General features: G+C 70.5%; 19 protein-coding genes. 12 read left to right on the top strand and 7 right to left on the bottom strand.

Annotated features, from left to right (window positions below):
- Positions 1-42: 42 nt before the first annotated feature.
- Positions 43-1,845 (bottom strand): Ig-like domain-containing protein, encoded by a 1,803-nt coding sequence (locus tag ABKA17_RS00500; protein ID WP_353689767.1) that lies wholly within the window; start codon positions 1,843-1,845, stop codon positions 43-45.
- A 266-nt stretch (positions 1,846-2,111) separates the two neighbouring features.
- Between ABKA17_RS00500 and ABKA17_RS00505 the strand changes: the two genes are divergently transcribed.
- Complete coding sequence (locus ABKA17_RS00505) at positions 2,112-3,584, top strand: polysaccharide deacetylase family protein (RefSeq protein ID WP_353689768.1); 1,473 nt, start codon at positions 2,112-2,114, stop codon at positions 3,582-3,584.
- Positions 3,585-3,632: 48 nt separating this feature from the next.
- Here the strand turns inward: ABKA17_RS00505 and ABKA17_RS00510 are convergent, their stop codons facing one another.
- Together ABKA17_RS00510 and ABKA17_RS00515 are read right to left on the bottom strand one after the other, a co-directional pair.
- On the bottom strand, positions 3,633-5,714 hold the full coding sequence (locus tag ABKA17_RS00510; RefSeq protein WP_353689769.1) for a glycosyltransferase: 2,082 nt from the start codon (positions 5,712-5,714) through the stop codon (positions 3,633-3,635).
- Positions 5,711-6,982, bottom strand: a complete 1,272-nt coding sequence (locus ABKA17_RS00515; protein ID WP_353689770.1) for a nucleotide sugar dehydrogenase — start codon at positions 6,980-6,982, stop codon at positions 5,711-5,713. The genes ABKA17_RS00510 and ABKA17_RS00515 overlap by 4 nt, the downstream gene beginning before the upstream one ends.
- Before the next feature lie 300 nt (positions 6,983-7,282).
- Between ABKA17_RS00515 and ABKA17_RS00520 the strand changes: the two genes are divergently transcribed.
- Entirely contained in the window at positions 7,283-8,707 is a 1,425-nt protein-coding gene (locus tag ABKA17_RS00520) for a cellulose binding domain-containing protein (RefSeq protein WP_353689771.1), read from the top strand.
- A 55-nt stretch (positions 8,708-8,762) separates the two neighbouring features.
- On the opposite strand, the gene ABKA17_RS00525 is transcribed toward ABKA17_RS00520, so the two are convergent.
- Positions 8,763-9,650: a hypothetical protein gene (locus tag ABKA17_RS00525; protein WP_353689772.1), complete on the bottom strand. Its 888-nt coding sequence runs from the start codon at positions 9,648-9,650 to the stop codon at positions 8,763-8,765.
- A gap of 435 nt (positions 9,651-10,085) precedes the next feature.
- Between ABKA17_RS00525 and rplM the strand changes: the two genes are divergently transcribed.
- The 3 genes from rplM to glmM all read left to right on the top strand — a co-directional run bounded on the left by rplM (position 10,086) and on the right by glmM (position 12,635).
- On the top strand, positions 10,086-10,529 hold the full coding sequence (rplM, locus tag ABKA17_RS00530; protein WP_045559465.1) for a 50S ribosomal protein L13: 444 nt from the start codon (positions 10,086-10,088) through the stop codon (positions 10,527-10,529).
- A gap of 40 nt (positions 10,530-10,569) precedes the next feature.
- The gene (gene rpsI / locus ABKA17_RS00535) at positions 10,570-11,097 is read left to right on the top strand and encodes a 30S ribosomal protein S9 (RefSeq protein WP_045559466.1); all 528 of its coding nucleotides are present in this window, start codon (positions 10,570-10,572) and stop codon (positions 11,095-11,097) included.
- Between the two features lie 179 nt (positions 11,098-11,276).
- The gene (glmM, locus tag ABKA17_RS00540; protein ID WP_353689773.1) at positions 11,277-12,635 is read left to right on the top strand and encodes a phosphoglucosamine mutase; all 1,359 of its coding nucleotides are present in this window, start codon (positions 11,277-11,279) and stop codon (positions 12,633-12,635) included.
- An 82-nt stretch (positions 12,636-12,717) separates the two neighbouring features.
- On the opposite strand, the gene ABKA17_RS00545 is transcribed toward glmM, so the two are convergent.
- Both ABKA17_RS00545 and coaA read right to left on the bottom strand, forming a co-directional pair.
- A complete protein-coding gene (locus ABKA17_RS00545) occupies positions 12,718-13,638 on the bottom strand; it encodes a DUF389 domain-containing protein (RefSeq protein ID WP_353689774.1) in 921 nt (306 codons plus the stop codon).
- A gap of 31 nt (positions 13,639-13,669) precedes the next feature.
- Entirely contained in the window at positions 13,670-14,638 is a 969-nt protein-coding gene (coaA, locus tag ABKA17_RS00550) for a type I pantothenate kinase (protein WP_353689775.1), read from the bottom strand.
- A gap of 188 nt (positions 14,639-14,826) precedes the next feature.
- Between coaA and glmS the strand changes: the two genes are divergently transcribed.
- On the top strand, positions 14,827-16,674 hold the full coding sequence (gene glmS / locus ABKA17_RS00555) for a glutamine--fructose-6-phosphate transaminase (isomerizing) (RefSeq protein ID WP_353689776.1): 1,848 nt from the start codon (positions 14,827-14,829) through the stop codon (positions 16,672-16,674).
- Positions 16,675-16,714: 40 nt separating this feature from the next.
- Positions 16,715-17,086, top strand: a complete 372-nt coding sequence (locus ABKA17_RS00560; protein WP_353689777.1) for a holo-ACP synthase — start codon at positions 16,715-16,717, stop codon at positions 17,084-17,086.
- 40 nt (positions 17,087-17,126) lie between these two features.
- Here the strand turns inward: ABKA17_RS00560 and ABKA17_RS00565 are convergent, their stop codons facing one another.
- Complete coding sequence (locus tag ABKA17_RS00565) at positions 17,127-18,272, bottom strand: hypothetical protein (protein WP_353689778.1); 1,146 nt, start codon at positions 18,270-18,272, stop codon at positions 17,127-17,129.
- A 132-nt stretch (positions 18,273-18,404) separates the two neighbouring features.
- Between ABKA17_RS00565 and ABKA17_RS00570 the strand changes: the two genes are divergently transcribed.
- The 5 genes from ABKA17_RS00570 to tsaE all read left to right on the top strand — a co-directional run bounded on the left by ABKA17_RS00570 (position 18,405) and on the right by tsaE (position 24,002).
- A complete protein-coding gene (locus tag ABKA17_RS00570; RefSeq protein ID WP_353689779.1) occupies positions 18,405-19,874 on the top strand; it encodes an NAD(P)H-hydrate dehydratase in 1,470 nt (489 codons plus the stop codon).
- A 253-nt stretch (positions 19,875-20,127) separates the two neighbouring features.
- Positions 20,128-21,003: a L,D-transpeptidase family protein gene (locus tag ABKA17_RS00575; RefSeq protein WP_353689780.1), complete on the top strand. Its 876-nt coding sequence runs from the start codon at positions 20,128-20,130 to the stop codon at positions 21,001-21,003.
- 45 nt (positions 21,004-21,048) lie between these two features.
- Positions 21,049-22,218 carry an alanine racemase gene (alr, locus tag ABKA17_RS00580; RefSeq protein WP_353689781.1) on the top strand — a complete coding sequence of 390 codons (1,170 nt, stop codon included), beginning with the start codon at positions 21,049-21,051 and terminating at the stop codon, positions 22,216-22,218.
- 70 nt (positions 22,219-22,288) lie between these two features.
- On the top strand, positions 22,289-23,524 hold the full coding sequence (locus ABKA17_RS00585) for an alpha/beta fold hydrolase (protein WP_353689782.1): 1,236 nt from the start codon (positions 22,289-22,291) through the stop codon (positions 23,522-23,524).
- A complete protein-coding gene (tsaE, locus tag ABKA17_RS00590; RefSeq protein ID WP_353689783.1) occupies positions 23,490-24,002 on the top strand; it encodes a tRNA (adenosine(37)-N6)-threonylcarbamoyltransferase complex ATPase subunit type 1 TsaE in 513 nt (170 codons plus the stop codon). Before ABKA17_RS00585 ends, tsaE begins: the two co-directional genes overlap by 35 nt.
- Positions 24,003-24,102: the final 100 nt, after the last annotated feature.

Here is a 24,102-nt window from a genome sequence, read left to right on the forward strand (position 1 = left end):
CGTGGCACGGGGCCCCCTTCGGCTGACGTCACCGCGTCGGTGTCAGTCCTGGGTGCGGGGGCGCTTGCGCAGACGGGTCGCCGCCCAGCCGAGGCCGACCAGGGCCACGGCCGCTCCGGCGAGGGTGCCGACGCCGGCGGCGCCGGTCAGGGCCAGGCTGCCGGAGTCGCCCTGGGTGCCGGTGTTGTCGGAGCCGCCGGTGGTACCCGTCGTACCCGTCGTGGTGGAGGGGCTCGGCGACGGGGAGGCGGTCGCGCCCTCCTCGGTCACCTCGAGGGTGAAGCGGGCCGAGGCCTCACCGACGGTGGCGACGACGGTGTACGTGCCCGTGGCCAGGCCGGCGGTCAGTTCCGGGGCCGTGGCCTCGCCGTCGGTGTCGGTGGCGACGCGCGCGACGCTCTCGCCGCCGTGGAACACCGGGGCGTCCTCGGCGTCGCCCTCCACCTGGAACTTCACGGTGGTGGTCACCGGCTTGTCCGCCTTGGTCACCTTGACCGTCAGGGGGTCGGCGAAGGCCGCGCCGGGCTCGGCCCGCTGCTCGTCGCCGCCCGTGATCTCGATGACATGGGTCGTCTTCTTGACGTGGGCGGTGAACGTCGTCGTGGCGTCACCGGAGGTGGCCCGGACCGTGAAGTCGCCCTCCTTCTCGCCGGTGATGAAGCTGGGGGACTGGGCGCGACCCTGGGCGTTCGTGTAGACCTCGTTGGGGAAGTCCTCCCACTTCACGCCGAGGTTGTCCGGGTCCACCAGGGTGAAGGCCACCTTCTGGTCGGGAAGCGGCTCGCCCTTCTTGTCGCGGGCCACGACCACCAGCGGGTCGGAGACGCCGAGCGGGAGGACGCTCTGGTCGTCGCCGGACTCCCGGGTCAGCTCGGTCACCACGGGGGCGCCGTCGGGAGACTTCCACTGGAGGACGACGCGACCGTCGCCGCCGCGGGCGTTGCTGCCGCCCTGGCCGACGCCGGAGATGTCCGGCTCGTTGTCGTCGAGCGGATTGTGCACCCAGAACGGGTCGCTCTTCGCCGCCGGCTCCCAGTTGGTGCTGGTCACCATGCGTACGTCGGAGGTGCGTTCGGCGTCGACCCAGCTGGAACCGCCGCCGCCGCTGCCGGAGTCGCCCGCCGCGTTCTCGCCGGCGCCGCCACCACCGCCCGCGTAGCCCGCGCCGCCGCCGCCCGCCTCGGGACCGCCGTCACCGCCGGCGCCGCCCTGCGTGTGGTCGGCGCCCGCCTTGCCGCCTTCGCCGCCGGCCGCGCCGCCCGTGCCACCCTTGGCGCCCTTGCCGCCGAGGTCCTTCTCGGCGGCGTCGAAGCCGTCCTGTGCGCCGCCGCTACCGGCGTCGCCGTTCGCCCTGACGCCGGCCCCGCCTCCACCGCCGCCGGCGGCGATGAACAGGGCGGAACCGTCGGCGTCGCGGACCGCGGTGCTCGCGCCACCGCGCTCACCCCAACTGCCCGAGCCGGGCTTGCCGCCGAGCGCGTCGCCGAAGAGCTTGCCCCCGCCGGTGCGCCAGCCGCCGACCTTCACGGTCAGATGCTCACCGGGGGTGACGTCCAGCGAACCTCCCACATACGCGGCGTTGCCACCGCTGGCGAACGGGTTGCCGTCGCCGCCCATGCCCCAGCCGCGGAAGTCCAACTCCTCGACTCCGGCCGGGACCTGGAAGTCCACGGCCGCGCCGGTGTGGTCGAAGATCCGGCAGTGGGTGAAGCCCTCCGTCGGCTTGCACGGCTCGGTCGCCGCGGCGGCCGGGAAGGCTCCCCCCATGCCCAGGCTCGTGACCAGAAGCGCGGCCGCGCCCGTGGCACGAACGCCGCGGCGCAGCGTGACGGAACCCTGTCTCATTGACCCCTCCAGTGTCTGGGTACACAGCCCCCCCTGGGGCCCGTGAAGACGGTGGGACGGCGAGACTCCCCGATCCCGGCCCGGTCCTGGATGAGAAAAAGGACCGTACGCATCATCCCCACCCGTCACAGATGAGTTTACTGTCACAGTGGGCGCATTGAACACCGGGAATGTGACGTTGAATTGGGACTTCCGTTTCGCAGACAGTGGGGTCGATGTGCGATAAGAAACTTCTGTGTACGTCGAGTTGAGTCAGGAGCCACGCTTTGAGCAGCGGTAGAGAGCAATCCGTTTCGGCCGGACGCAAAAGGAAGCCGGAGCGCGGGGTCGGTCGGCGCTCCGCGCTGCGTTATCTGGGCGTCGGGGGGCTGGTCGTGGGGAGCGGGGCGGCGGGGCTGCTCGGTGACGATCTCCTCTCGCGGGCCGACGCGGCGGCGGCCGGCGACCTGACGGCACCGCCGTACGCGCCGAGCGGACGCCGGCCGCGGCATCGCCGGGCGACCTGGAGCCAGCAGTTCCAGGAGGGACACGGCTGGTCGGCCGGGGGCGGCGGCACCGCCTCGTCGAACCCGGGGGACACCGCGGTGTTCACCCGCGGCACCCGCTCGGTACGAGTGACGACGGCGGGCAGCGGAGTCCAGTCGTACGTCCGCAAGACCGGCATGACCGCGATGGACCTCAGCGGGAAGATGATCCGGATCCTCTTCCGGGTCACGGACGTCGCCCATCTCGGCAAGGTGGTCTTCTACCTGGGGAGCAACGGGCTGAAGGACTCCTTCAACTGGCGTGTGCACACCCACTCGGCGACCGCGGCCAACTACGTGCAGTCCGGGGAGTGGGTGACGGTCCATCTCCAGTGGGCCGACGTCGCCGCCGCGGCCGGCGCGTACACGATCTCCGCGCAGGGCGAGCCGTCCGTGCGGTCGGGGTTCACCGACATGTCGTTCGCGGTCTACGACGACGCGGGCGGGCCGGTGACGTATCACCTCCAGGCGATCGAGCTGATACCCGACACCACGACCGTCTTCCCCAAGGGCGTGGTGTCCATCACCTTCGACGACTCGCACACCTCCGTCCACGACCTGGGCCGCCCGGTCATGGACGCGTTCGGAATGCCGGGCACGGTCTACAACATCGCCGACGTGATAGGCACCGGCTCCTTCCTGGATATCGCGAAGATGCGTTCCCTCCAGGACTCCTCAGGCTGGGAAATGGCCGGGCATTCCTACGCCAACGCGACGCACACGGCGAGCTATCCCAAGCTCACCGCGCAGCAGGTCGACCAGGATTTCGGCAAGCTCCGTGAGTGGCTCGTCGGCAATGGATTCTCCAGCGAGCACTTCGCCTATCCGCACGGCGCCTTTCAGAAGACCACGGACGGTGTGCCCGTGGACCAACTCGCGGCCCGGCATTTCACCACGGCCCGCTCGATCATCTCCGAGACGATCGAGAGCTACGCCCCGGCGATGCCCTACCGACTCAAGGCGCTGACGGGGATCAACGACGGGTCGGGCATCGGCGGTACGACACTGACCAAGGTGATCGGCGCCGGGGGGAGCCTCGACCGCTGTGCCCGCAGTGGCGACTGGCTGATCCTCTGCCTGCACAAGGTGGTCGCGGGTGTCCCGGCGACGAGCACCGAGATCAGTCAGGCGGGGCTCAAGCAGCTGATGACCGAGATCGACAAGCGGGGGATCAAGGTGCTCACGGTCCAGGAGGCCATGGCGTACTACAGCTGACCGGACCGACGGTGACCGCCTCTCGGGGCGGTCACCGTGGCGCCGGTGCTAGCGACGGTCGCCGTTCCAGCCGTCCTGCCAGTACGGGTCCTGGTGCTGCTGCTCCGGCAGGGGTGCGCCGGTCTCCGGGTCCCAGTACTGCTGCCGGCCGCCGCCGTGGGGCTGCTGCGGCTGCTGGGGGTTCGGGTGCTGCTGGGGCTGCTGGGAGTAGGAGCCCTGGGGCTGCTGGGAGTACGAGCCCTGAGGCTGCTGCGGGATGTAGGGCATCTGGCCCCGGTGTCCCTGCGGGTGGCCCTGGCCCTGTGGGTGTCCCTGTCCCTGCGGGTGTCCTTGCCCCTGGTCCTGGCCCTGCCACTGGTTGTATCCCTGCGGCTGCTGCTGGTACGGAGGCTGCCCCTGGCCCTGGCCCTGGCCCTGGCCGGCGTACGGCTGCCGGCCCTGCTGCTGGGCTCCGAAGCCCTGCGGCGGGACCGGCTGGTGCGGCTGGGGCTGCTGCGGCTGCTGGGGTCCCGGCTGGGTCACGCCCTGCCAGGCCACCGCCTGCTGCGGGGTGTGCCGGCCGAGGTCCCGCAGCTCGCCCTGGGAGTGGGTGCCGTAGGACTGCTGGGCGCCCGCCCCCACGCCGACCGGTTGCCGCGGGGTCGCGTGCGGGGCGGTGCGGGCCAGGGCGATGCCCTCGAGCCGCATCATCTCGATCGTCGAGGAGACCTGCTGGGAGGAGTACTCGTCCTCTTCCTCCCAGACCTCCGAGACCTCCTGCTCATGGCCCGCGACCGACACCTCGACGCCGGCCTGGCGGGTGCCCCAGCTGCCCTTGTGCAGGGTGACCAGGGCGTAGAACCGCAGCGGGGTCAGCAGGAGCAGCTGGATGACGCCGTACAGCGGAGCCAGCAGGAACATGCCGAAGCGTCTGATGAAGCCCATGCCGCGGCGTGGGAAGTCCAGGTAGCGGACGTTGCGCAGGTACCCCATGAGGACCATGAAGAGCAGGTAGTCGCCGATGTGGTTGACGAACCGCTCGGGGTGCATGACCGGCAGGATGACCATCGAGTAGAACATCGCCGAGCCGAAGATCAGCCACAGGGCGAGTTCCATGCAGGTGAGCCAGAAGGCGGGCCGGAACTTCTTCTGGTGCGTGAAGGCCCACAGGGACTCACGGAAGAAGGACTTGTTCCAGCGCACCTGCTGGCGCAGGAAGTGCGGCAGCTTCTCGGGTACGGCGGTGTAGCCGACGGCCGTCTCCTGGAAGACGACCTGGCCTTCCATCAGGCAGTAGTTGGTCATCCGGCGGTCGTCGCCGAACACGGCGGGCTTGCCGAGGAACTGCTGGTTCAGGAAGTCCGGCAGGTACTTGCGCACCAGCGTGCCGCGGTACACCGACAGGGCGCCGCAGCAGCACAGGACCGACTTCAGTCGGGAGTACGCGGCTCGCTCGAAGAGGAACGAGTTGCCGTACCGCAGGTCCTGGAGGCGGGTGAAGATGTTGCTGTCGTGGTTGAGCGCGAGCACCATGCCGGTGGAGGCCATGATCTTCGGGTCGGCCATCGGCAGCAGCAGCTCACGGACCGTGTCCCGGGACAGGATCGTGTCGGAGTCCACGCACAGGAACAGGTCGGTGTAGGGCGCCGCCTCGAAGCCGAGGGCGAGGGCCTCGCGCTTGCCCTTGTTCTCGGGCTGCACGCTCACCGTGTACTTGACGCCCTTGGCCTCGAACTCGCGGCGCAGCTTCTTCGCCGCCTTGATGCCGCCGGCGTCGGCGCTGCAGTCGTCGATGATGTGGATCTCGTTGGGGAGCCGGCTCTGCGCGAGGAGGCTGCGCATGCCCTGCTCGAACATCACCGGGTCCTCGTTGTAGATCGGGATGACCGCGGTGACCCAGGAGTTGTCCAGGAGCAGCAGCTCCTCGCGGTCCGCCTTGGCGGGCCGGTAGAAGAGCGCCCCGAACATCTTCAGGCTGAGCAGCGCCATCGCGCCGAACGAGTAGAGGTGCAGCGAGCTGGGGTCCAGCTTGGTGACGATGACGGCGGCGATGGCGAGGAAGAAGAAGTACGAGACCTTCAGATGCCGTCGCCGTTTGTGCCGGCGGCGGCCGTCGGAGTCGACGGCGCCCTGTACGTAGGAGTCGGTCACAGCTTGACCACCGAGGGATGGTCGGCCGTCTTGCCGCGCGTGTCGAAGAGCAGCGCGGCACGGTCCACCAGCTGGTCCAGGTCGAGCTCGCTGTGCTGCTGGAGCAGGATGGTCAGGTCCGCCTGCTCGGCGCCCGCGAGGTAGTCCTCGACGCGGGGCACCTCGGCGCCCTCCACGGTCCAGCCCTCGACGCGCGGGTCGTAGTAGACGAGCTCGGCGCCGCGCTCCAGCAGCAGCTCGGCCACGTCGACGGCCGGGCTCTCCCGCTGGTCGGAGATGTCGGGCTTGTAGGTCACGCCGAGCAGCAGCACACGCGAGCCGCGGATCGGCTTGCCCTGCTGGTTGAGCAGATCGGCGGCGCGCGACACCACATGGGCGGGCATCCGCTGGTTGATCTCCTGGGCCAGCTCCACGAAGCGGAACGGGATGCCGAGCGAACGCACCTTGTACGACAGGTAGTTGGGGTCGATCGGGATGCAGTGACCGCCGACGCCGGGACCGGGGTAGAAGGGCGCGAAGCCGAACGGCTTGCTGGAGGCGCAGCGGATGGAGTCCCAGAGGTCGACACCGATCTCGCGGCAGAACATCGCCATCTCGTTGACCAGGGCGATGTTCACATGCCGGTAGGTGTTCTCCAGCAGCTTGGCCATCTCGGCCTCACGGGTGCCCTTGGCCTCCACCACACCGCCGACGAAACGCTCGTACAGCGCGCGGGCGGCCTTGGTGCAGTCGGGCGTGGTGCCGCCGACCACCTTGGGCGTGTTCTCCAGGCCGTAGGTGGGGTTGCCCGGGTCGATGCGCTCGGGGGAGAAGGCCAGGTAGAAGTCGACGCCCGCCTTCAGGCCGCCGGCCTCCAGACGCGGGCGGACCACCTCGTCGGTGGTGCCCGGGTACGTCGTGGACTCCAGGACCACCAGGGTGCCCGGGGTGAGGTGCGCCGCGATGTCCTCGACGGCGGCGTCCACCGCTCCGAGGTTGGGCGCGCCGTGCTCGGTCAACGGGGTCGGCACACAGATGACGACCGCGGCCGCGTCCGCGATGACCTCGGGCGAGTCGACCGCCCGGAAACCCTGGCCGAGCATCGCGCGCACGTCGGCGTCACTGATGTCGTCGACGTGTGAAGCGCCCTCGTTCAGTCCCCGGACCACACGCTCGTTGCGGTCGAGACCGACGACTGTCAGTCCGGAAGCGCTTGCTGCGCGGGCAAGGGGCAGCCCTACGTAGCCGAGCCCGACGATGACGAGGTCGACAGTGGAGGTTCGGTTCACAGCAATGCATCCCACCCCGGCGCCGCCCCCCAAAGAGCTCCGATGGCTAGGCGCACAGATATTTATCTATCGAATACAGGAGCGAGCATGCTAACAACCTCGTCACTCCGTCTCCATAGGTCACACACAGTCGTGATTGTCACGTAGCTACCCGTACAACCCTTGGCCTCCGCTGTGAGTCGGCCCCGTTGGCGCCGGTCGTCTTTCTCATACGCCCCTGGCATCGGCGGCGCCGGCGGGTACCCTCACTGCCGATCCATCCGCCGGGCGCCCGCCCCGCGCGCCCCCGAAGGAGTCTCCGTGGCGACCTCTCGCCGTCAGCCCCGCCGCCCGAGCCGCATAGCCAGAGCGTTCAAGGTGCTGCTCGTGGTGGCCGTCCTCGGCGGCGGTGTCCTCGCCGCGAAGCCGCTGTGGCAGCACTTCAACCCCGAGCCGCCCGACCTCACCGTCCGCTACCGGACGGCCACCGGGGCGAACGCCGACGCCGCCCGGCCCTGGCTGGAGGTCTTCAACACCTCCGAGAAGCCGGTGCCGCTCAGCGAGGTCGCGCTGCGCTACTACTTCACCGCCGACGGGGACGCGTCGTACGCCTTCAACTGTGTGGAGGCGGCGGTGGGCTGTTCGAACCTGACCGGGACCGTGGTCGCCATGGACAAGCCCCAGGACGGGGCCGACCACTACCTGGAGCTCGGCTTCACCGAGAAGGCCGGGACCCTGAAGCCCGGTGCGAACAGCGAGGGGCTGGAGATCCAGCTCTACCGCACCGACCACAAGAAGGTCAGCCAGGACGGCGACTGGTCCTTCGACGCCGCCAAGCGCACCTACCAGGACTCCGACCGGGTCCCGGCCTATCTGCGCGGCGCCCTGGTGTGGGGCGAGGAGCCCGGCGGCGAGGGCGCCGAGGCCAAGGCCTCGCCCGCGCCCAGGGCCGTGCCCGAACTCCCCGAGGGCGCCTTCTTCGACGACTTCAACTACCGGGGCCCCAAGGACACCGCCCTGTTCAAGCACGGCTGGCTGGTGCGGACCAGCGAGGGCGGCCCCGGCATCGACGACACCTGGACGACGAAGGGCGTCACCTTCCCCGGCGACGACAAGGCCCTCGGCGGACAGGTGCTCCAGCTGCGCGCCTCCACCGACGGCACCAAGTCGGGCACCGAACAGGCGGCCGTCGGCACGAAGGAGGCCAAGTTCCGCACCGGCACCTACGCGGCCCGCATCCACTTCACCGACAAGCCGACGACCGGCAAGAACGGCGACCACGTCAACCAGACGTTCTTCACCATCGGCGGCTCGGGAGACAAGTACAGCGAGCTCGACAACGAGTACATGCCGAACGGCGGCTGGGGCGCGCCCGGCCCCAAGCTGGACACCACCACCTGGCGCAACGCCGACGAGGGCGACCGGGTGACCCAGAAGACCGAGAAGAGCATCGCCGGCTGGCACACCATGGTGATCACGGTGAAGAAGAACTCGGTCACCTACAGCATCGACGGCAAGACCCTCTACCGCAGCGGCTCGGACTACGCCCCGCGCGCCGACATGGCGATCAACTTCAACACCTGGTTCGTGGATCTGCCCTTCACCGGCGACCGCGCCTGGGACATGAAGATCGACTGGCTCTACTACCAGTCCGGCGAGGCCCTGTCGGCCAAGGAGGCCGAGAAGGCCGCCAAGGGCTTCCACGGGGACGGAGTGAGCTGGTTCGACACGCTGTCCGGCTCCTGACCGGTGACCCGAGCGCCGGCCGCCCCGCGTCCGCGGGACGGCCGGCGCGGGACGGTCAGCCCTCGGCGGCGGCCGACGCCTGCGCCTCGCCCCGCCGGCGGATCTGCCGGAAGGTGAACTCGGCCAGGTCGTCGCCGGTCGAGAAGACCGAGGTGCTCTTCTTCGTCACGTCCTTGCCGTCGGTGAACCCGGCGACCGTGAAGTAGGCGTAGCGGCCGTAGGAGTTGGTCGTCGTACGGCAGATCGCGGAGGTGCAGAAGGACTTCACGCCGTCGCCGGACAGCGAGGCGATGACGCTCTTGTCGTCGGCCTGGCTCTTGGCCTTCGTCGCCTGCGCCTCGGTGTCGAAGACGGCCACGCCGACCGTCACCGCGACACCGTCCTTGACGTACGACACCCGCAGCACGCGCGTGCAGTCGTTGGCGTTGAGGACCTTGCCGAGGGTGCCGCCGGCGTTGGCGGCCGCGGCGCACTTCTCGGTGTCGCCCGACGCGCCCTTCTTGTACACCGTCTCGCCCATGGTCAGCTGCGTGCCCGGGAACAGGGACGCCACGCTGAGCGGGGCCGTGTCCTTGGTCTTGCTGGCCACGAAGTCCTTCGGGTCCAGCGGCGGCGGGGCGCTGGTCGGGGCGAACGACGGGTCCGTGGGGGACTGGCTCGGGATGTCGGCGCTGGCGGGCAGCGAGGAGGTCGTGGAGGCCTCGTTGTCGCTCCTGTTCGCCGAGACCACGGCCACGGCGACGGCGGTGCCTATCGCGACGGTGGCCAGGGCGCCGCCGCCGACGAACAGCAGCTTGCGCCGTTTGTTGCGGGTCTCCGACGCCTCGGCGAGCGCGGCCCAGTCCGGGGTCTGGCCGTCACCGCCGCTGGTCCACGGCTGCTGGGAATTCGGTTTCCAGGGGTCCCACTGGGACGGGGGTCCCCCTTGCTGCCCGTAGCTCATGGGGCGCATCTTAGACGGGGCGCGCGGCGGACCGGTCCGCCTCAACGGGCTCTGCGGTCCCAGGTGTTCGGGAACGAGTGCGGGCAAACGTGACATCTGAGGGTGCTTGGTGCGGCGTTCTGCCTGGACGCGGGTGTGGCGCGGACCACGCCTGGCATGTTCACGTGGGCGGGGGTGCCGGATCGCGGTGACGGCGGTGTGACCGTACGGTGGCGGGCTCGTTTTGACCCGTCCGGGGCAGCCCGAGTAGGCTTGCAGCTTGTTATGCGTATCGGCTTGGTCGCTCTCAGGCGAGAAGCCCCTACGTAGGTTCCCTGGAGCAGTTACCAGTGGGCGGCATACGGGCATCGTTCCCGGCACTGTCGTCCCCAGCTGCACGATCGCTTCAGTGATGCCATGTGTCAGCACCCATCCACTGAAGAAGAAGGCTGCGAAGTGCGTACGTACAGCCCCAAGCCCGGCGATGTGACTCGCCAGTGGCACGTCATCGACGCACAGGACATCGTCCTGGGCCGTCTGGCTACCACTGCCGCGAACCTCCTGCGCGGCAAGCACAAGCCGACCTATGCCCCTCACATGGACATGGGCGACTTCGTCATCATCATCAACGCCGACAAGGTTCACCTGTCCGGCAACAAGAAGACCCAGAAGCTGGCGTACCGCCACTCCGGCTACCCGGGTGGTCTGCGCTCCGTCCGTTACGACGAGCTGCTGGCGAAGAACCCCGAGAAGGCCGTCGAGAAGGCCATCAAGGGCATGATCCCCAAGAACACCCTGGGCCGTCAGATGCTCTCCAAGCTGAAGGTCTACTCGGGCGACCAGCACCCCCACGCTGCCCAGCAGCCGGTGCCGTTCGAGATCACCCAGGTCGCGCAGTAGTTCCGGCCACACACCAAACAGAAAAGATCTGAGGAGCATCGTGGCCGAGACCACCGCTGAGCAGCCGGTCGAAGAGACCGAGACCGAGCTTGTCGACATCGACAGCTACACCACCGAGTCCGAGGTCCCCGTCGAGGGCGACTACACCTCGGAGTCCCTCGCCGGCCGCTTTGGCGACCCGCAGCCGGCCGCCGGCCTGGGCCGTCGCAAGAACGCCATCGCCCGCGTCCGGATCGTCCCGGGCACCGGCAAGTGGAAGATCAACGGTCGCACCCTCGAGGACTACTTCCCGAACAAGGTGCACCAGCAGGAAGTCAACGAGCCCTTCAAGGTGCTCGAGCTCGAGGGCCGCTACGACGTCATCGCCCGCATCGCGGGTGGCGGTGTCTCCGGTCAGGCCGGTGCCCTGCGCCTCGGCGTGGCCCGCGCGCTGAACGAGGCCGACGTGGACAACAACCGCGGCGCCCTCAAGAAGGCCGGCTTCCTCCGCCGCGACGACCGTGCGGTCGAGCGCAAGAAGGCCGGTCTCAAGAAGGCCCGCAAGGCCCCGCAGTACAGCAAGCGTTAAGCTTCGCTGCCTGCACTTCGTACTCGCACTTCAGCAGTACGTCCGAACGCCCCGGCGGCACGCCACAGTGCCGCCGGGGCGTTCGTTTATCACAGCCTTAGGCGTATAACGGCACAAGACGTTCAAAGGCTTGTGCGATCGGATGATCTCCGAGAAATGACGCTCCAACAGGAGGACAAGTGGGACGACTCTTCGGCACGGACGGCGTGCGCGGCGTCGCCAACGCGGACCTGACGGCCGAGATGGCGCTGGGCCTGTCGGTGGCGGCGGCCCACGTACTGGCCGAGTCGGGCACGTTCGAGGGCCACCGCCCGACGGCGGTGGTCGGACGGGACCCGCGTGCGTCCGGGGAGTTCCTGGAGGCCGCCGTGGTCGCCGGCCTCGCGAGCGCGGGCGTCGACGTCCTGCGGGTCGGCGTACTGCCGACGCCGGCCGTGGCGTATCTCACCGGTGCCCTCGGCGCCGACCTCGGCGTCATGCTGTCCGCCAGCCACAACGCCATGCCCGACAACGGCATCAAGTTCCTCGCCCGCGGCGGCCACAAGCTCGACGACGAGCTCGAGGACCGGATCGAGTCGGTCTACGAGTCCCACCGCCACGGTGAGCCGTGGGACCGGCCCACCGGTTCGGGCGTCGGCCGGGTCCGTGAGTACCTGGAGGGCTTCGACCAGTACGTCGCCCACCTCATCGCCGTCCTCCCGAACCGACTCGACGGCCTGAAGATCGTCCTCGACGAGGCGCACGGTGCCGCGGCGCGGGTGTCGCCGGAGGCGTTCACGCGGGCCGGCGCCGAGGTGATCACCATCGGTGCCTCGCCGGACGGGCTCAACATCAACGAGGGCTGCGGCTCGACCCACCTCGGGCTCCTCAAGGCCGCCGTCGTGGAGCACGGGGCCGCGTTCGGCATCGCGCACGACGGGGACGCCGACCGGTGCCTCGCCGTGGACCACACCGGTGACGAGGTGGACGGCGACCAGATCATGGCCGTACTCGCGCTGGCCATGCGGGAGCGGTCCGCGCTGCGGGCGGACACCGTGGTCGCCACGGTCATGTCGAACCTCGGGTTCAAGCTGGCGATGGAGCGTGAAGGGCTTCAGCTGATCCAGACGGCGGTCGGGGACCGGTATGTGCTGGAGTCGATGAAGGAGCACGGGTACGCGCTGGGCGGTGAGCAGTCCGGGCACGTGATCATCCTCGATCACGCGACCACGGGTGACGGGACGCTGACCGGGCTCATGCTGGCGGCGCGGGTCGCTGAGACGGGGCGTTCGCTGCGGGACCTCGCCTCTGTGATGGAGCGGTTGCCGCAGGTGCTGATCAATGTGCCGGACGTGGATCGTACGCGGGTGGGGACCTCGGGGGAGCTTGCGGCTGCCGTGGCCGATGCGGAGCGGGAGCTCGGTGAGACCGGGCGGGTGTTGTTGCGGCCGTCGGGTACTGAGCCGTTGGTTCGGGTGATGGTCGAGGCCGCGGATATTGATCAGGCTCGGTCTGTGGCTGGGCGGTTGGCTGATGCGGTGAAGTCGGCGCTGGGGTAAGAGCGCCGGGTTCGGGGTGGGGGTTCTGTGTGTTGCGGGCTGCGGGTGCTTCGTGGCTTGTCGCGCAGTTCCCCGCGCCCCTTCAGGGGCGCTTTCGCCAGAGCCACTTCTGGAAGAGCAGGGTGAGGGTGCCTGCCAGGACGATGCCCAGGAGGTTCAGCAGTAGCTGCTCTGTTGAACCCCAGGCCTGCTTGTACTCGTTGAAGCTGAAGGCGACGGCGGCGTTCGCGGCCGCCGGGACCGTGGTCACCGAGATCGCGACGCCGACCAGAGCGCCGGACTTGGCCGAGGTCAGGGACAGGGTGCCCGCGCAGCCGGCGAGGACGGCCACGACGAAGGAGAACCAGTCGGGCCGGTAGATGAAGTTGGTGTTGGGACGCGTGGCATCCAACTGCTCGGCGCTGAAGAGGTTCACGGAGTCCATGAAGTAGCTGAAGCCGACCGTCACCAACATGGCCACCGCGAAGCCCACCAGCAGCGCGATCAGTGAGCGCAGCGCCAGCTTGGGATGGCGTTGGACGATCGCGGTGCTGAACGCGGCCAGGGGGCCGAACTCCGGGCCCACCGCCATCGCGCCCACGATCAGGATGGCGTTGTCGAGGACCACACCGCAGGCGGCGATCATCGTGGCCAGCGTGATGAAGGCGATGTAGGTGATGGAGAGCGTCGACTCCTCATGCGTCGCGTCCGCCAGGTGCTCCCACAGGACCGCGTCCGCGCCCTCGCCGGGGGCCTCCTCCTCGGCCTTGTCGGCTCGCTTGGAGAGGGACAGGTCGATGTTCTCGACGGCGATGGAGCCCGTCTCGTCGAGGCCCGACTCGCGGAGTGCGCCGATGAGTTCGTCGCCCGCCTCACGGGCCACGTCGCACATCACCACGTCCCCCGTGGGATTGCGGGCGGCGCCCGGCAGGACGACCAGATGTGTGGTGCCGACGGTCTTCTCGATCAGCCGGACCACGGCGTCGGTCTTCTCGGCCGGTGTGATCAGGCGCAGATGCAGCATGACGCCTTTTTAACAGGCCCGGCTTGCCAGTTCACAGCTTGCGCAGGCGCAGCCGCTGGACCTTGTGGTCCGGGCCCTTGCGGACGACGAGGGTGGCGCGGCCGCGGGTGGGGGCGATGTTCTCGATCAGGTTGGGCCTGTTGATGGTGCGCCACTGGGTGCGGGCGTAGTCGAGGGCCTCTTCCTCGGAGACCTGGGTCCACTTGCGGAAGTAGGAGTCGGGGTTCTGGAAGGCCGTCCGGCGCAGCTTCTTGAAGCGGTTGAGGTACCAGCGCTCGACGTCCTCGGGGCTGGCATCGATGTACACGCTGAAGTCGAAGTAGTCGGCGAGACCGACGCGGGTGCGGCCGTCCTTGCCGGGCAGGGCGGGCTGGAGGACGTTGAGGCCCTCGACGATCAGGATGTCCGGGCGGCGGACGACGAGCTTCTCACCGGGGACGATGTCGTAGATGAGGTGGGAGTAGACGGGGGCCGTCACCTCGCCCTTGCCCGACTTGATGTCGGCGACGAAGCGGGTCAGGGCCCGGCGGTCGTAGGACTCCGGGAAACCCTTCCTCGACATCAGGCCGCGGGCCTGGAGCTCCTTGGTGGGGAGCAGGAAGCCGTCCGTCGTCACGCGCTCCACGCGCGGGTGCTCGGGCCAGCGGGAGAGCAGCGCCTGGAGGAGCCGGGCGACCGTGGACTTGCCGCCGGCGACCGAGCCCGCGACCCCTATGACGAAGGGGGTGCCGGACTGGGCGCCCTGTTCGCCGAGGAAGGTGTTCAGTGCCCCTCTGAGGCCGTCCGTGGCGCCGACGTAGAGGTTGAGGAGCCGGGACAGCGGGAGGTAGACGTCACGCACCTCGTCGAGGTCGATGACATCGCCGAGGCCGCGCAGCTTCTCGACCTCCTCGGCGGTGAGCGGCAGCGGCGTCTTGTCGCGCAGCGCGCTCCACTCGGCACGGGTGAGGTCGACGTAGGGAGTCACCTCCGGCTTCTGCCGGTGGGTGCTCCGGGGCATCGAGGAGACCGGAGAGATCACAGTCCATTGTTAACGGAGTTTGAACACGATGGCGGGTGGGGTCCGTCACGCGGCGGCCGGGCCGGGGGCGCGGGGACGGTCGTAGGCCGTGGGAATTTCCGATTTCGGGCAGGAGGCGGCCGGTTCGGGCTCTGTTCTGGCGGGGTCGCGCCTCTAGGCTGCGGCGCATGTGCGGAATCGTGGGTTACGTGGGGTCGCAGTCGGCGCTCGATGTCGTGATGCCCGGACTGAAGCGGCTGGAGTACCGGGGGTACGACTCGGCGGGCGTCGCCGTGCCGGCGGACGGCGGGATGGCGGCCGCGAAGAAGGCGGGCAAGCTGGTCAATCTGGAGAAGGAGCTGGTGGACCGGCCCCTGCCGGCGGGCGGGACGGGTATCGGGCACACCCGCTGGGCCACCCACGGCGGGCCGACGGACGTCAACGCGCACCCCCATCTGGACAACGCCGGCCGGGTCGCGGTCGTCCACAACGGGATCATCGAGAACTTCGCCGCGCTGCGGGCCGAGCTGGCGGAGCGGGGGCATCTGCTCAGCTCCGAGACCGACACGGAGGTCGTCGCGCATCTGCTGGCGGAGGAGTTCTCCTCCTGCGCGGACCTGGCGGAGGCGATGCGGCTGGTGTGCCGGCGCCTGGAGGGCGCGTTCACGCTGGTCGCGGTGCACGCGGACGACCCGGACGTGGTCGTCGGCGCGCGCCGGAACTCCCCGCTCGTGGTCGGCGTCGGGGAGGGCGAGGCCTTCCTCGCCTCCGATGTGGCGGCCTTCATCGCGCACACCCGCTCGGCGATCGAGCTGGGCCAGGACCAGGTGGTGGAGCTGCGCCGGGACGGGGTGACCGTCACCGGCTTCGACGGGCGCCCCGCCGAGGTGCGCTCGTACCACGTCGACTGGGACGCCTCGGCCGCCGAGAAGGGCGGCTACGACTACTTCATGCTCAAGGAGATCGCCGAGCAGCCCAAGGCGGTCGCCGACACGCTCCTCGGGCGCATCGACGCGGCCGGCTCGCTGACGCTGGACGAGGTGCGGATCAGCGCCTCCGAGCTGCGCGAGGTGGACAAGGTGGTGATCGTGGCGTGCGGTACGGCCTTCCACGCCGGCCTCATCGCCAAGTACGCCATCGAGCACTGGACGCGGATCCCCTGCGAGGTGGAGCTGGCGAGCGAGTTCCGGTACCGGGACCCGATCCTCGGTGCCCGGTCCCTGGTGATCGCGATCTCGCAGTCCGGCGAGACCATGGACACGCTGATGGCGCTGCGGCACGCCCGGGAGCAGGGCTCGAAGGTGCTGGCCATCTGCAACACCAACGGCTCGACCATCCCTCGTGAGTCCGACGCGGTGCTGTACACACATGCCGGGCCCGAGGTGGCGGTCGCCTCGACCAAGGCGTTTCTGACCCAGCTGGTGGCCTGCTATCTGGTCGCCCTCTATCTGGGCCAGGTGCGGGGCACCAAGTGGGGCGACGAGATCTCCGCCGTCATCCGGGACCTGTCGCGGATCTCGGGCGAGGTCGAGCGCGTACTGGAGACGATGGAGCCGGTGCGGGCCCTGGCCAGGTCGCTGGCCGCGAAGGACACCGTGCTCTTCCTGGGGCGGCACGTGGGGTATCCGGTGGCGCTGGAGGGGGCGTTGAAGCTGAAGGAGCTCGCCTACATGCACGCCGAGGGCTTCGCGGCGGGCGAGCTGAAGCACGGGCCGATCGCGCTGATCGAGGAGGACCTGCCGGTGGTGGTGGTCGTGCCGTCGCCGCGCGGCCGGTCCGTCCTGCACGACAAGATCGTCTCCAACATCCAGGAGATCCGGGCCCGGGGCGCCCGGACCATCGTGATCGCCGAGGAGGGGGACGAGGCGGTGGTGCCGTACGCCGACCATCTGATCCGGATCCCGGCCACGCCCACGCTGCTTCAGCCGCTGGTGTCCACGGTGCCGCTCCAGGTCTTCGCGTGCGAGCTGGCCACGGCCCGGGGCAACGAGGTGGACCAGCCCCGCAACCTGGCCAAGTCGGTGACGGTGGAGTAGCCGGCCGGAGTGCGCCGCGTGGGGTCATAGGGTGCTCGGCATGAGCATCATCGGCGTCGGGATCGACGTGGCGGAGATCGAGCGGTTCGCCGCGTCGCTGGAACGTACGCCCGGCATGGCGCGGCGGCTGTTCCTCGACAGCGAGTTGCTGCTGCCCAGCGGGGAGCGCCGGGGGATCGCCTCCCTCGCGGCACGGTTCGCCGCGAAGGAGGCCCTCGCCAAGGCCCTGGGCGCGCCCGCCGGACTGCACTGGACCGATGCCGAGGTGTACGTCGAGGACAGCGGCCGGCCCCGGCTCCGGGTCACCGGGACGGTCGCGGCCCGGGCGGCCGCGCTGGGCGTGCGGTCCTGGCATGTGTCGCTCAGCCATGACGCGGGGGTGGCCTCGGCGGTCGTCATCGCGGAGGCCTGAGCGCTCCGCCGGCTGTGCCGATCTGCGGCTCCGCCGCGCGTCAGCAGATGGACTGGGTCGTGTTGACCCGCGTGATGTTGCGGAACGTCGTGTTGGTGCCGCAGGGGCTCTCGCGGATCGAGGAGTTGGTCACCGTCAGGTTCTGGACGGTGATGTTGTCGTTGTTCGGGAACTCCGAGCGGGCCGCGAGGCGCAGTTCGCCGCCGCCGGTGATCGTGCCGCTCTGGGTGGCGAGGCTGACGTTGTAGCAGTTCTCGATCAGCACCGAGTTGTTGCCGGTGTTGTTCAGGGTGACCTTGTCGATGACCGCCCCGCCGCTCTCCGAGACACAGAAGACGCCCCGGCCGCCGCCGCGGGCGATCACCTCGCCCACCCGGATGTTCGTGGGGTACGAACTCCCCACCCGGCCGTTGCGGTTGGCCATGCGGAAGGCCGCGTACCCCGTGCCGGTGCCGGCGTTCTCCGCGTCGACCTTGGCCACCGTGGCGTTGATGGTCTGGTTCAGCAGGAGGCCCGACTCCCCGACGTTCCGCGCCGTCACCGTGCCGACGGTGAGGCCGTCCACGCCGTAGGTCTCCACCGCGTGGCTGGACGCGCCCGACACGTACACGTTGTCGATGCGGACGTTGCGCGTCCACTGGCTGGTGTCGCCGCGGTTGTCGATGCGTACGCCGAGCCCCGCCGACAGACGCATGTCGAGCTGGCCGAGGACGACGTTCTGGACGTTGCGCAGGAAGACGCCGTAGAGCGGGCTGCCGGTGAGGTTGAGGTGCTGGACCTCGATGTCGCGGGTGCCGCGGGAGTAGATCGGGGCCTGGTCGCCGCTGCCGGAGCCGGTGACGTTGATCGTGCCGCAGACGTCGAGCACCGTGTAGCTGGGCAGGGAGATGCGCGAGCCCGCGGACATCGAGCCCGAGCCGCGTACGACGACCCGCTCCTTCGCCGTGCGGCCCGCCGTCAGGCTGTTGACCGCCGCCTGGGCCGCGGCGCGCAGGTCGGTGCCGGTGTAGACGGTCGTGCCGCCGCGGCGGGCCGTCCAGGTGCCGCCGCTCAGTACGGCTTCCGCCTGGTAGGAACCCTCGCCGCAGGCCGCCGCCGCGGCCTCGGGAGCGGTGGTGACGTTGACGCCGGTGGTCAGGAGGGCGGCGGCTGCGGCGCCGGCGATCAGTGCGGCTCTGGGTCGCATGGGGGTCCGTCCTGTTGTCGAATCGATTCGACTGAATCGATTCACCTGTGGGGGTGGGGGAGTTTGGCAAAGGCGCGGTAAAGCGTCAATGGCTGCGGCGAGGTTCGTCACGCACGGGGGAGACTCGGACCCATGCGGACTGCGTACAGCGTGGAGACGGTCAGGGCGGCCGAGCGGGAGCTCATGGCACGGCTGCCGGAGGGGGCGTTGATGCAGCGCGCGGCCGCGGGACTGGCCGCCGCGTGCGCCGATGTCCTGGGGCGGGTGTACGGCCGTCGGGTCGTGCTCCTGGTCGGCAGCGGGGACAACGGCGGCGACGCCCTCTACGCCGGGGCGCGGCTCGCCCGGCGGGGCGCCGGGGTCGCGGCGGTGCTGCTCTCGCCGGAGCGGGCGCATGCCGGCGGGCTGGCGGCGTTGCGGCGGGCCGGTGGTGTCGTCCTGGGCGGCGGCGGAATGGGCGATGGTGGCGCGGTGGGCGGCGGTGCGAACGCCGAGGACGCGATCCTCCGCGCCGACCTCGTCCTCGACGGCATCGTCGGGATCGGGGGGAAGGGCGGGCTGCGGCCCGAAGCGGCGGCGCTGGGCTCGGTGCTGGAGACCTCGCGGGCCACCGTCGTCGCCGTCGATCTGCCCAGCGGGGTCGACGCCGACACGGGCGAGGTGCGGGGCGCCGCGATCCGGGCCGACCTCACCGTCACCTTCGGTACCCACAAGCCGGGGCTGCTGGTGGATCCGGCGCGGGAGTACGCCGGGTCCGTGCGGCTCGTCGACATCGGGCTGTCGCTGCCGGTCGAGGCCGAGCTGGAGGCCTTGCAGCACGCGGACGTGGCCCGGCTGCTGCCGGTGCCGAGCGGGGAGAGCGACAAGTACCGGCGGGGAGTCGTGGGGATCGCCGCCGGGTCCGCCCGGTATCCCGGGGCGGCGGTGCTCGCCGTGGCGGGGGCGCTGCGGGGCGGGGCGGGGGCCGTGCGGTACGTCGGGCCCGCCGGGGACGCGGTGATCGCCCGCTTTCCCGAGGCGCTCGTGTCGGACCAGGGGCCGAAGCGGGCCGGGCGCGTGCAGGCGTGGGTGGTCGGGCCGGGCGCGGGGGACGACGCCTCGGCCGTCGGCGAGGTGCTGTCGGCGGACGTGCCGGTGCTGATCGACGCGGACGGGCTGCGGCTGGCGGACGTCGACGCCGTGCGGGGGAGGGGCGCGCCGACGCTGATGACGCCGCATGCCGGGGAGGCGGCGGCGCTGCTCGGGGTGGCGCGGGAGGAGGTCGAGGGGGCTCGGCTGGCGTCCGTGCGGGAGTTGGCGGGGCGGTACGGGGCGACGGTGCTGCTCAAGGGGTCGACGACGTTGGTCGCGGACTCCGGGGGCGGGGCGGTGCGGGTGAATCCGACGGGGACCGCCTGGCTGGCCACGGCGGGGAGTGGGGACGTGTTGTCGGGGCTCGCGGGGTCGTTGCTGGCGGCGGGGCTGTCGGTGGTGGACGCGGGGAGTGTGGCGGCGTATCTGCATGGGCTGGCGGGGCGGTTCGCGGCGGACGGGTCGCCGGTGGGGGCGCATGACGTGGCGGACGGGATTCGGGGGGCTTGGCGGGATGTGCGGGCGGGGTAGTCGCGGGTTTTTCTCGCCCCCGCCGCCCTTACCCGTCCCATCCCGTTCCTGGGGGCTGCGCCCCCAGACCCCCGCTTCGGCCCTGAAGGGGCCTCGTCCTCAAACGCCGGACGGGCTGGGGGTGGTGCCTGTCCGTCCTGGCGCGCGGGCTGAAAGCGCGCGCACTCGGCAATAAGAGTGATCCCTCTGCAATAAGGGTGACCCCTCCGCGCGGCACTCCCGGCCCCCTCCCCGCCCGCGTTTCTCTGATCGCATGATCAGCAGACGTATCGCGCACCGGAGTGCAGCCGTGCTGCTCGCCGCCGTCACCGCGCTCCCCGCAGGAACCGCCGTCGCCGACCCCGCGCCCCCCGCTCCCGGCCCCGAGGCGCAGCTCGTGCCCGGGGTCTATCAGCCGTGGCAGGTCGATACCCCGGACCAGGTGTTGGCGCCGAAGGTGTACACGCCCGGTGTCCAGGAGGACGCCGTCGAGCCGGCCGAGGCCGCGCCGGGGACGTACGACCTGGTCGAGTACGTGCCGCTCGCCGATGCCGTGGCCCGGGTCTCCTGTACGAAGTCGACCGGGCCGTTTCAGCGGCAGGTCGAGAAGTGGCTGAAGCTGAAGGTGGACGGGAAGCAGTCGAAGGCGGACTGCAAGGCCGTCCGGGCTTTCCAGAAGAAGCAGAAGATCAAGCCCGCCATCGGCTTCGCCGGGCCCGTGACCTGGGCGCGGATGCAGTATCTGTCCGCGAGGAAGAACCCCAACGCCGCCAAGAAGTGCCCCGAACGCCGTTATCGCGTCGCCTGCGTCGACCAGAACCGGCAGATCACCTGGGTGCAGAAGGGGAAGAAGGTCGTCTTCGGGCCGGTGCCCATGCGGAGCGGGCGGGCGGGGTACCGGACCCGTAGCGGGTGGTTCAAGGTCTACTGGAAGCACAAGAACCACGTGTCCACGCTCTACCACCAGCCCATGCCCTACGCGCAGTTCTTCAGCGGCGGCCAGGCCTTCCACGCCGTCTACGGCAGCATCTTCACCACCGTCGGCTCGATGGGCTGCGTCAATCTGCGGCTCGGCGACGCGCGCGAGCTGTGGGGCGTGCTGAAGAAGGGCGACCGGGTCTATGTCTGGGGGCGGCGGGCCGGAGCGTAGGCGTCCGGAGGGACTGTCCGACCCCTCTGAGAGACTGGGGGCGCCATGAGTGAGACACCTGTCCCGCGGAGCACGCCGCTGCGTGCTCGCGCCGAGATCGATCTGGCCGCCCTGCGGGCCAATGTGCGGACCCTGCGCGCCCTCGCGCCGGGCGCGGCCCTGATGGCCGTGGTCAAGTCCGACGCCTACGGCCACGGGGCGGTCCCGTGTGCCCGCGCGGCCGTCGAGGCGGGGGCGACCTGGCTGGGCACGGCCACTCCGGAGGAGGCCCTGGAGCTGCGCGCCCACGGCATCACCGGGCGCGTCATGTGCTGGCTCTGGACACCCGGCGGGCCCTGGCGGGAGGCCGTGGAGGCCGATCTCGACGTCTCCGTGAGCGGGATGTGGGCACTGGACGAGGTCGTCGCGGCCGCCCGGGGCGCCTCGCGTCCCGCGCGCGTGCAGCTCAAGGCCGACACCGGGCTGGGGCGCAACGGATGTCAGCCGGGCGACGACTGGGCCGAGCTGGTCGCCCACGCCCTGCGCGCCGAGGAGGAGGGCCTGCTCCGCATCACCGGCCTCTGGTCGCACTTCGCCTGCGCCGACGAGCCCGGGCACCCCTCCATCGCCGCCCAGCTCTCGCTGTTCCGGGAGATGGTGGCGTACGCCCAACAGGCCGGGGTCCGGCCCGAGGTGCGGCACATCGCCAACTCGCCCGCCACGCTCACGCTTCCCGAGGCGCACTTCGATCTCGTACGGACCGGGGTCGCCGTCTACGGCATTTCGCCCAGCCCCGAGCTGGGGAGTCCGGCGGACTTCGGGCTGCGGCCGGTGATGACGCTGAGCGCGTCGCTGGCACTGGTCAAGCGGGTCCCCGGCGGACACGGCGTCAGCTACGGCCATCACTACGTCACCCCGGGCGAGACCACCCTCGGCCTGGTGCCCGTCGGATACGCGGACGGCGTCCCGCGGCACGCCTCCGGCACCGGGCCCGTCCTGGTCGGCGGCAAGTGGCGGACCGTCGCGGGGCGGATCGCCATGGACCAGTTCGTCGTCGACCTCGGCGGCGACGAGCCCGAGCCCGGCTCGGAGGCGATCCTCTTCGGACCCGGCGACCGCGGTGAGCCCACCGCCGAGGACTGGGCACAGGCGGCCGGGACCATCGCGTACGAGATCGTCACCCGGATCGGAAGTCGCGTCCCCCGCGTCTATGTGAATGAGGGACAAGCGGGGTAACCGCCCCAGCAGCAAGCGACCGAAGTCGTGTAGTCCTGTCTGTCGTGGATCCGGGGAAGAGGAGCGGTACGTGAGCGAGAGCAGCGCGGAGGCCGTCGTAGCCGTCGCCTCCGCCACGGGGGCGGCCGGGAACTGGCGCAGGGCGACCGGGATCGCGGGCGCCGCGATAGGCGTGGTCGCGGCCGGTGCGGCGGCCGGTGTCGCCCTGGAGCGGATGACCGTCGGACGCGGCATGCGCAAGAAGGCCCGGCTCGCGCTCGACTCGGCGGGACCGTACGGCTCGCTGCGCGGGACGCCCGGCAAGGCGTACGCCGACGACGGCACCGAGCTGTACTACGAGGTCGACGACGTGGAGCCGGAGGGCGGGTCCGCGCCGCGCCGGCGGCGGCTCTTCGGCCGCAAGGCGCCGCTGCCCGTCACCGTCGTCTTCAGCCACGGCTACTGCCTCAGCCAGGACTCCTGGCACTTCCAGCGGGCCGCGCTGCGCGGGGTTGTGCGGACCGTGCACTGGGACCAGCGCAGCCACGGCCGGTCCGCGCGCGGTGTGCAGCAGGTGCAGGACGATGTGCCGGTCAGCATCGAGCAGTTGGGCCGTGACCTGAAGGCCGTCGTCGACGCCGCCGCGCCCGAGGGACCGATCGTGCTCGTGGGCCACTCCATGGGCGGGATGACCGTGATGGCGCTCGCCGACCAGTACCCCGAGCTGATCCGTGAGCGGGTCGTCGCCGTCGCCCTCGTCGGTACGTCCTCGGGGCGGCTCGGCGAGGTCAACTTCGGGCTGCCGGTCGCGGGAGTGAACGCCGTACGGCGGATCCTGCCCGGCGTGCTGAAGGCGCTGGGGCAGCGGGCCGAGCTGGTGGAGAAGGGGCGGCAGGCCACCGCCGACCTGTTCGCCGGGATCATCAAGCGGTACTCGTTCGCGAGCCGGGACGTCGACCCGGCCGTGGCCCGGTTCGCCGAGCGGATGATCGAGGGGACGCCGATCGACGTGGTCGCCGAGTTCTACCCGGCGTTCACCGACCACGACAAGACCGAGGCGCTCGCCCACTTCCAGGACCTCCCGGTGCTGGTGCTCGCCGGGATCGGGGACCTCGTCACGCCCAGCGAGCACAGCGAGGCCATCGCCGGACTGCTCCCGGAAGCCGAGCTGGTGCTCGTGCCGGACGCCGGACACCTGGTGATGCTGGAACACCCGGAAGTGGTCACCGACCGCCTCGCCGACCTCCTCACCCGCGCGGGTGCCGTCCCGGCAGGGGCTACCGTGGGTGGCTATGGAAGCACCAGCAGCACCGCACAACCCGGTTGAGACCGAGCTGACCGTCACCTCCCCCGAGCAGATGCGCGAGCTGGGCCTGAAGCTGGCCAAGCTGCTGCGCGCCGGGGACCTCGTGATGCTCAGCGGTGAGCTCGGCGCGGGCAAGACGACGCTGACCCGGGGGCTCGGGGAAGGGCTCGGGGTCCGGGGCGCCGTCACCTCGCCGACCTTCGTCATCGCCCGGGTACACCCCTCCCTCGGTGACGGTCCGCCGCTCGTCCACGTCGACGCGTACCGGCTCGGCGGCGGGCTCGACGAGATGGAGGACCTCGATCTCGACGTCTCGCTGTCCGACTCGGTGATCGTCGTGGAGTGGGGCGAGGGCAAGGTCGAGGAGCTCACCGACGACCGGCTCCAGGTGTGGATCCACCGTGCCGTCGGAGACACCACGGACGAGGTGCGGCACGTGACGCTGACCGGGCTCGGGGAGCGGTGGGCGGCCGTCGAGCTGGGTGCGCTGGCCGCCTGAGCGTCCGCCCGGACCGGCGTAAATGAATATTCCGACAAGACGTCGGCAAGTTATTGCATTTGCGGTCGTGCGCGTGGTCACATGGTACCCAGTTCGTAGT

Origin of the sequence: Streptomyces sp. RG80, from assembly GCF_040446465.1 — a bacterium.
Lineage (GTDB): Bacteria > Actinomycetota > Actinomycetes > Streptomycetales > Streptomycetaceae > Streptomyces.

Excerpts from the sequence above, each read along its gene's own strand:
- ABKA17_RS00560 (WP_353689777.1), top strand. The coding sequence starts at position 16,715 with ATGAGCATCATCGGCGTCGGGATCGACGTGGCGGAGATCGAGCGGTTC.
- ABKA17_RS00575 (WP_353689780.1), top strand. The coding sequence starts at position 20,128 with ATGATCAGCAGACGTATCGCGCACCGGAGTGCAGCCGTGCTGCTCGCC.
- ABKA17_RS00565 (WP_353689778.1), bottom strand. The coding sequence starts at position 18,272 with ATGCGACCCAGAGCCGCACTGATCGCCGGCGCCGCAGCCGCCGCCCTC.
- ABKA17_RS00545 (WP_353689774.1), bottom strand. The coding sequence starts at position 13,638 with ATGCTGCATCTGCGCCTGATCACACCGGCCGAGAAGACCGACGCCGTG.
- ABKA17_RS00570 (WP_353689779.1), top strand. The coding sequence starts at position 18,405 with ATGCGGACTGCGTACAGCGTGGAGACGGTCAGGGCGGCCGAGCGGGAG.
- tsaE (WP_353689783.1), top strand. The coding sequence starts at position 23,490 with ATGGAAGCACCAGCAGCACCGCACAACCCGGTTGAGACCGAGCTGACC.
- alr (WP_353689781.1), top strand. The coding sequence starts at position 21,049 with ATGAGTGAGACACCTGTCCCGCGGAGCACGCCGCTGCGTGCTCGCGCC.
- ABKA17_RS00500 (WP_353689767.1), bottom strand. The coding sequence starts at position 1,845 with ATGAGACAGGGTTCCGTCACGCTGCGCCGCGGCGTTCGTGCCACGGGC.
- glmS (WP_353689776.1), top strand. The coding sequence starts at position 14,827 with ATGTGCGGAATCGTGGGTTACGTGGGGTCGCAGTCGGCGCTCGATGTC.
- ABKA17_RS00525 (WP_353689772.1), bottom strand. The coding sequence starts at position 9,650 with ATGAGCTACGGGCAGCAAGGGGGACCCCCGTCCCAGTGGGACCCCTGG.
- coaA (WP_353689775.1), bottom strand. The coding sequence starts at position 14,638 with ATGCCCCGGAGCACCCACCGGCAGAAGCCGGAGGTGACTCCCTACGTC.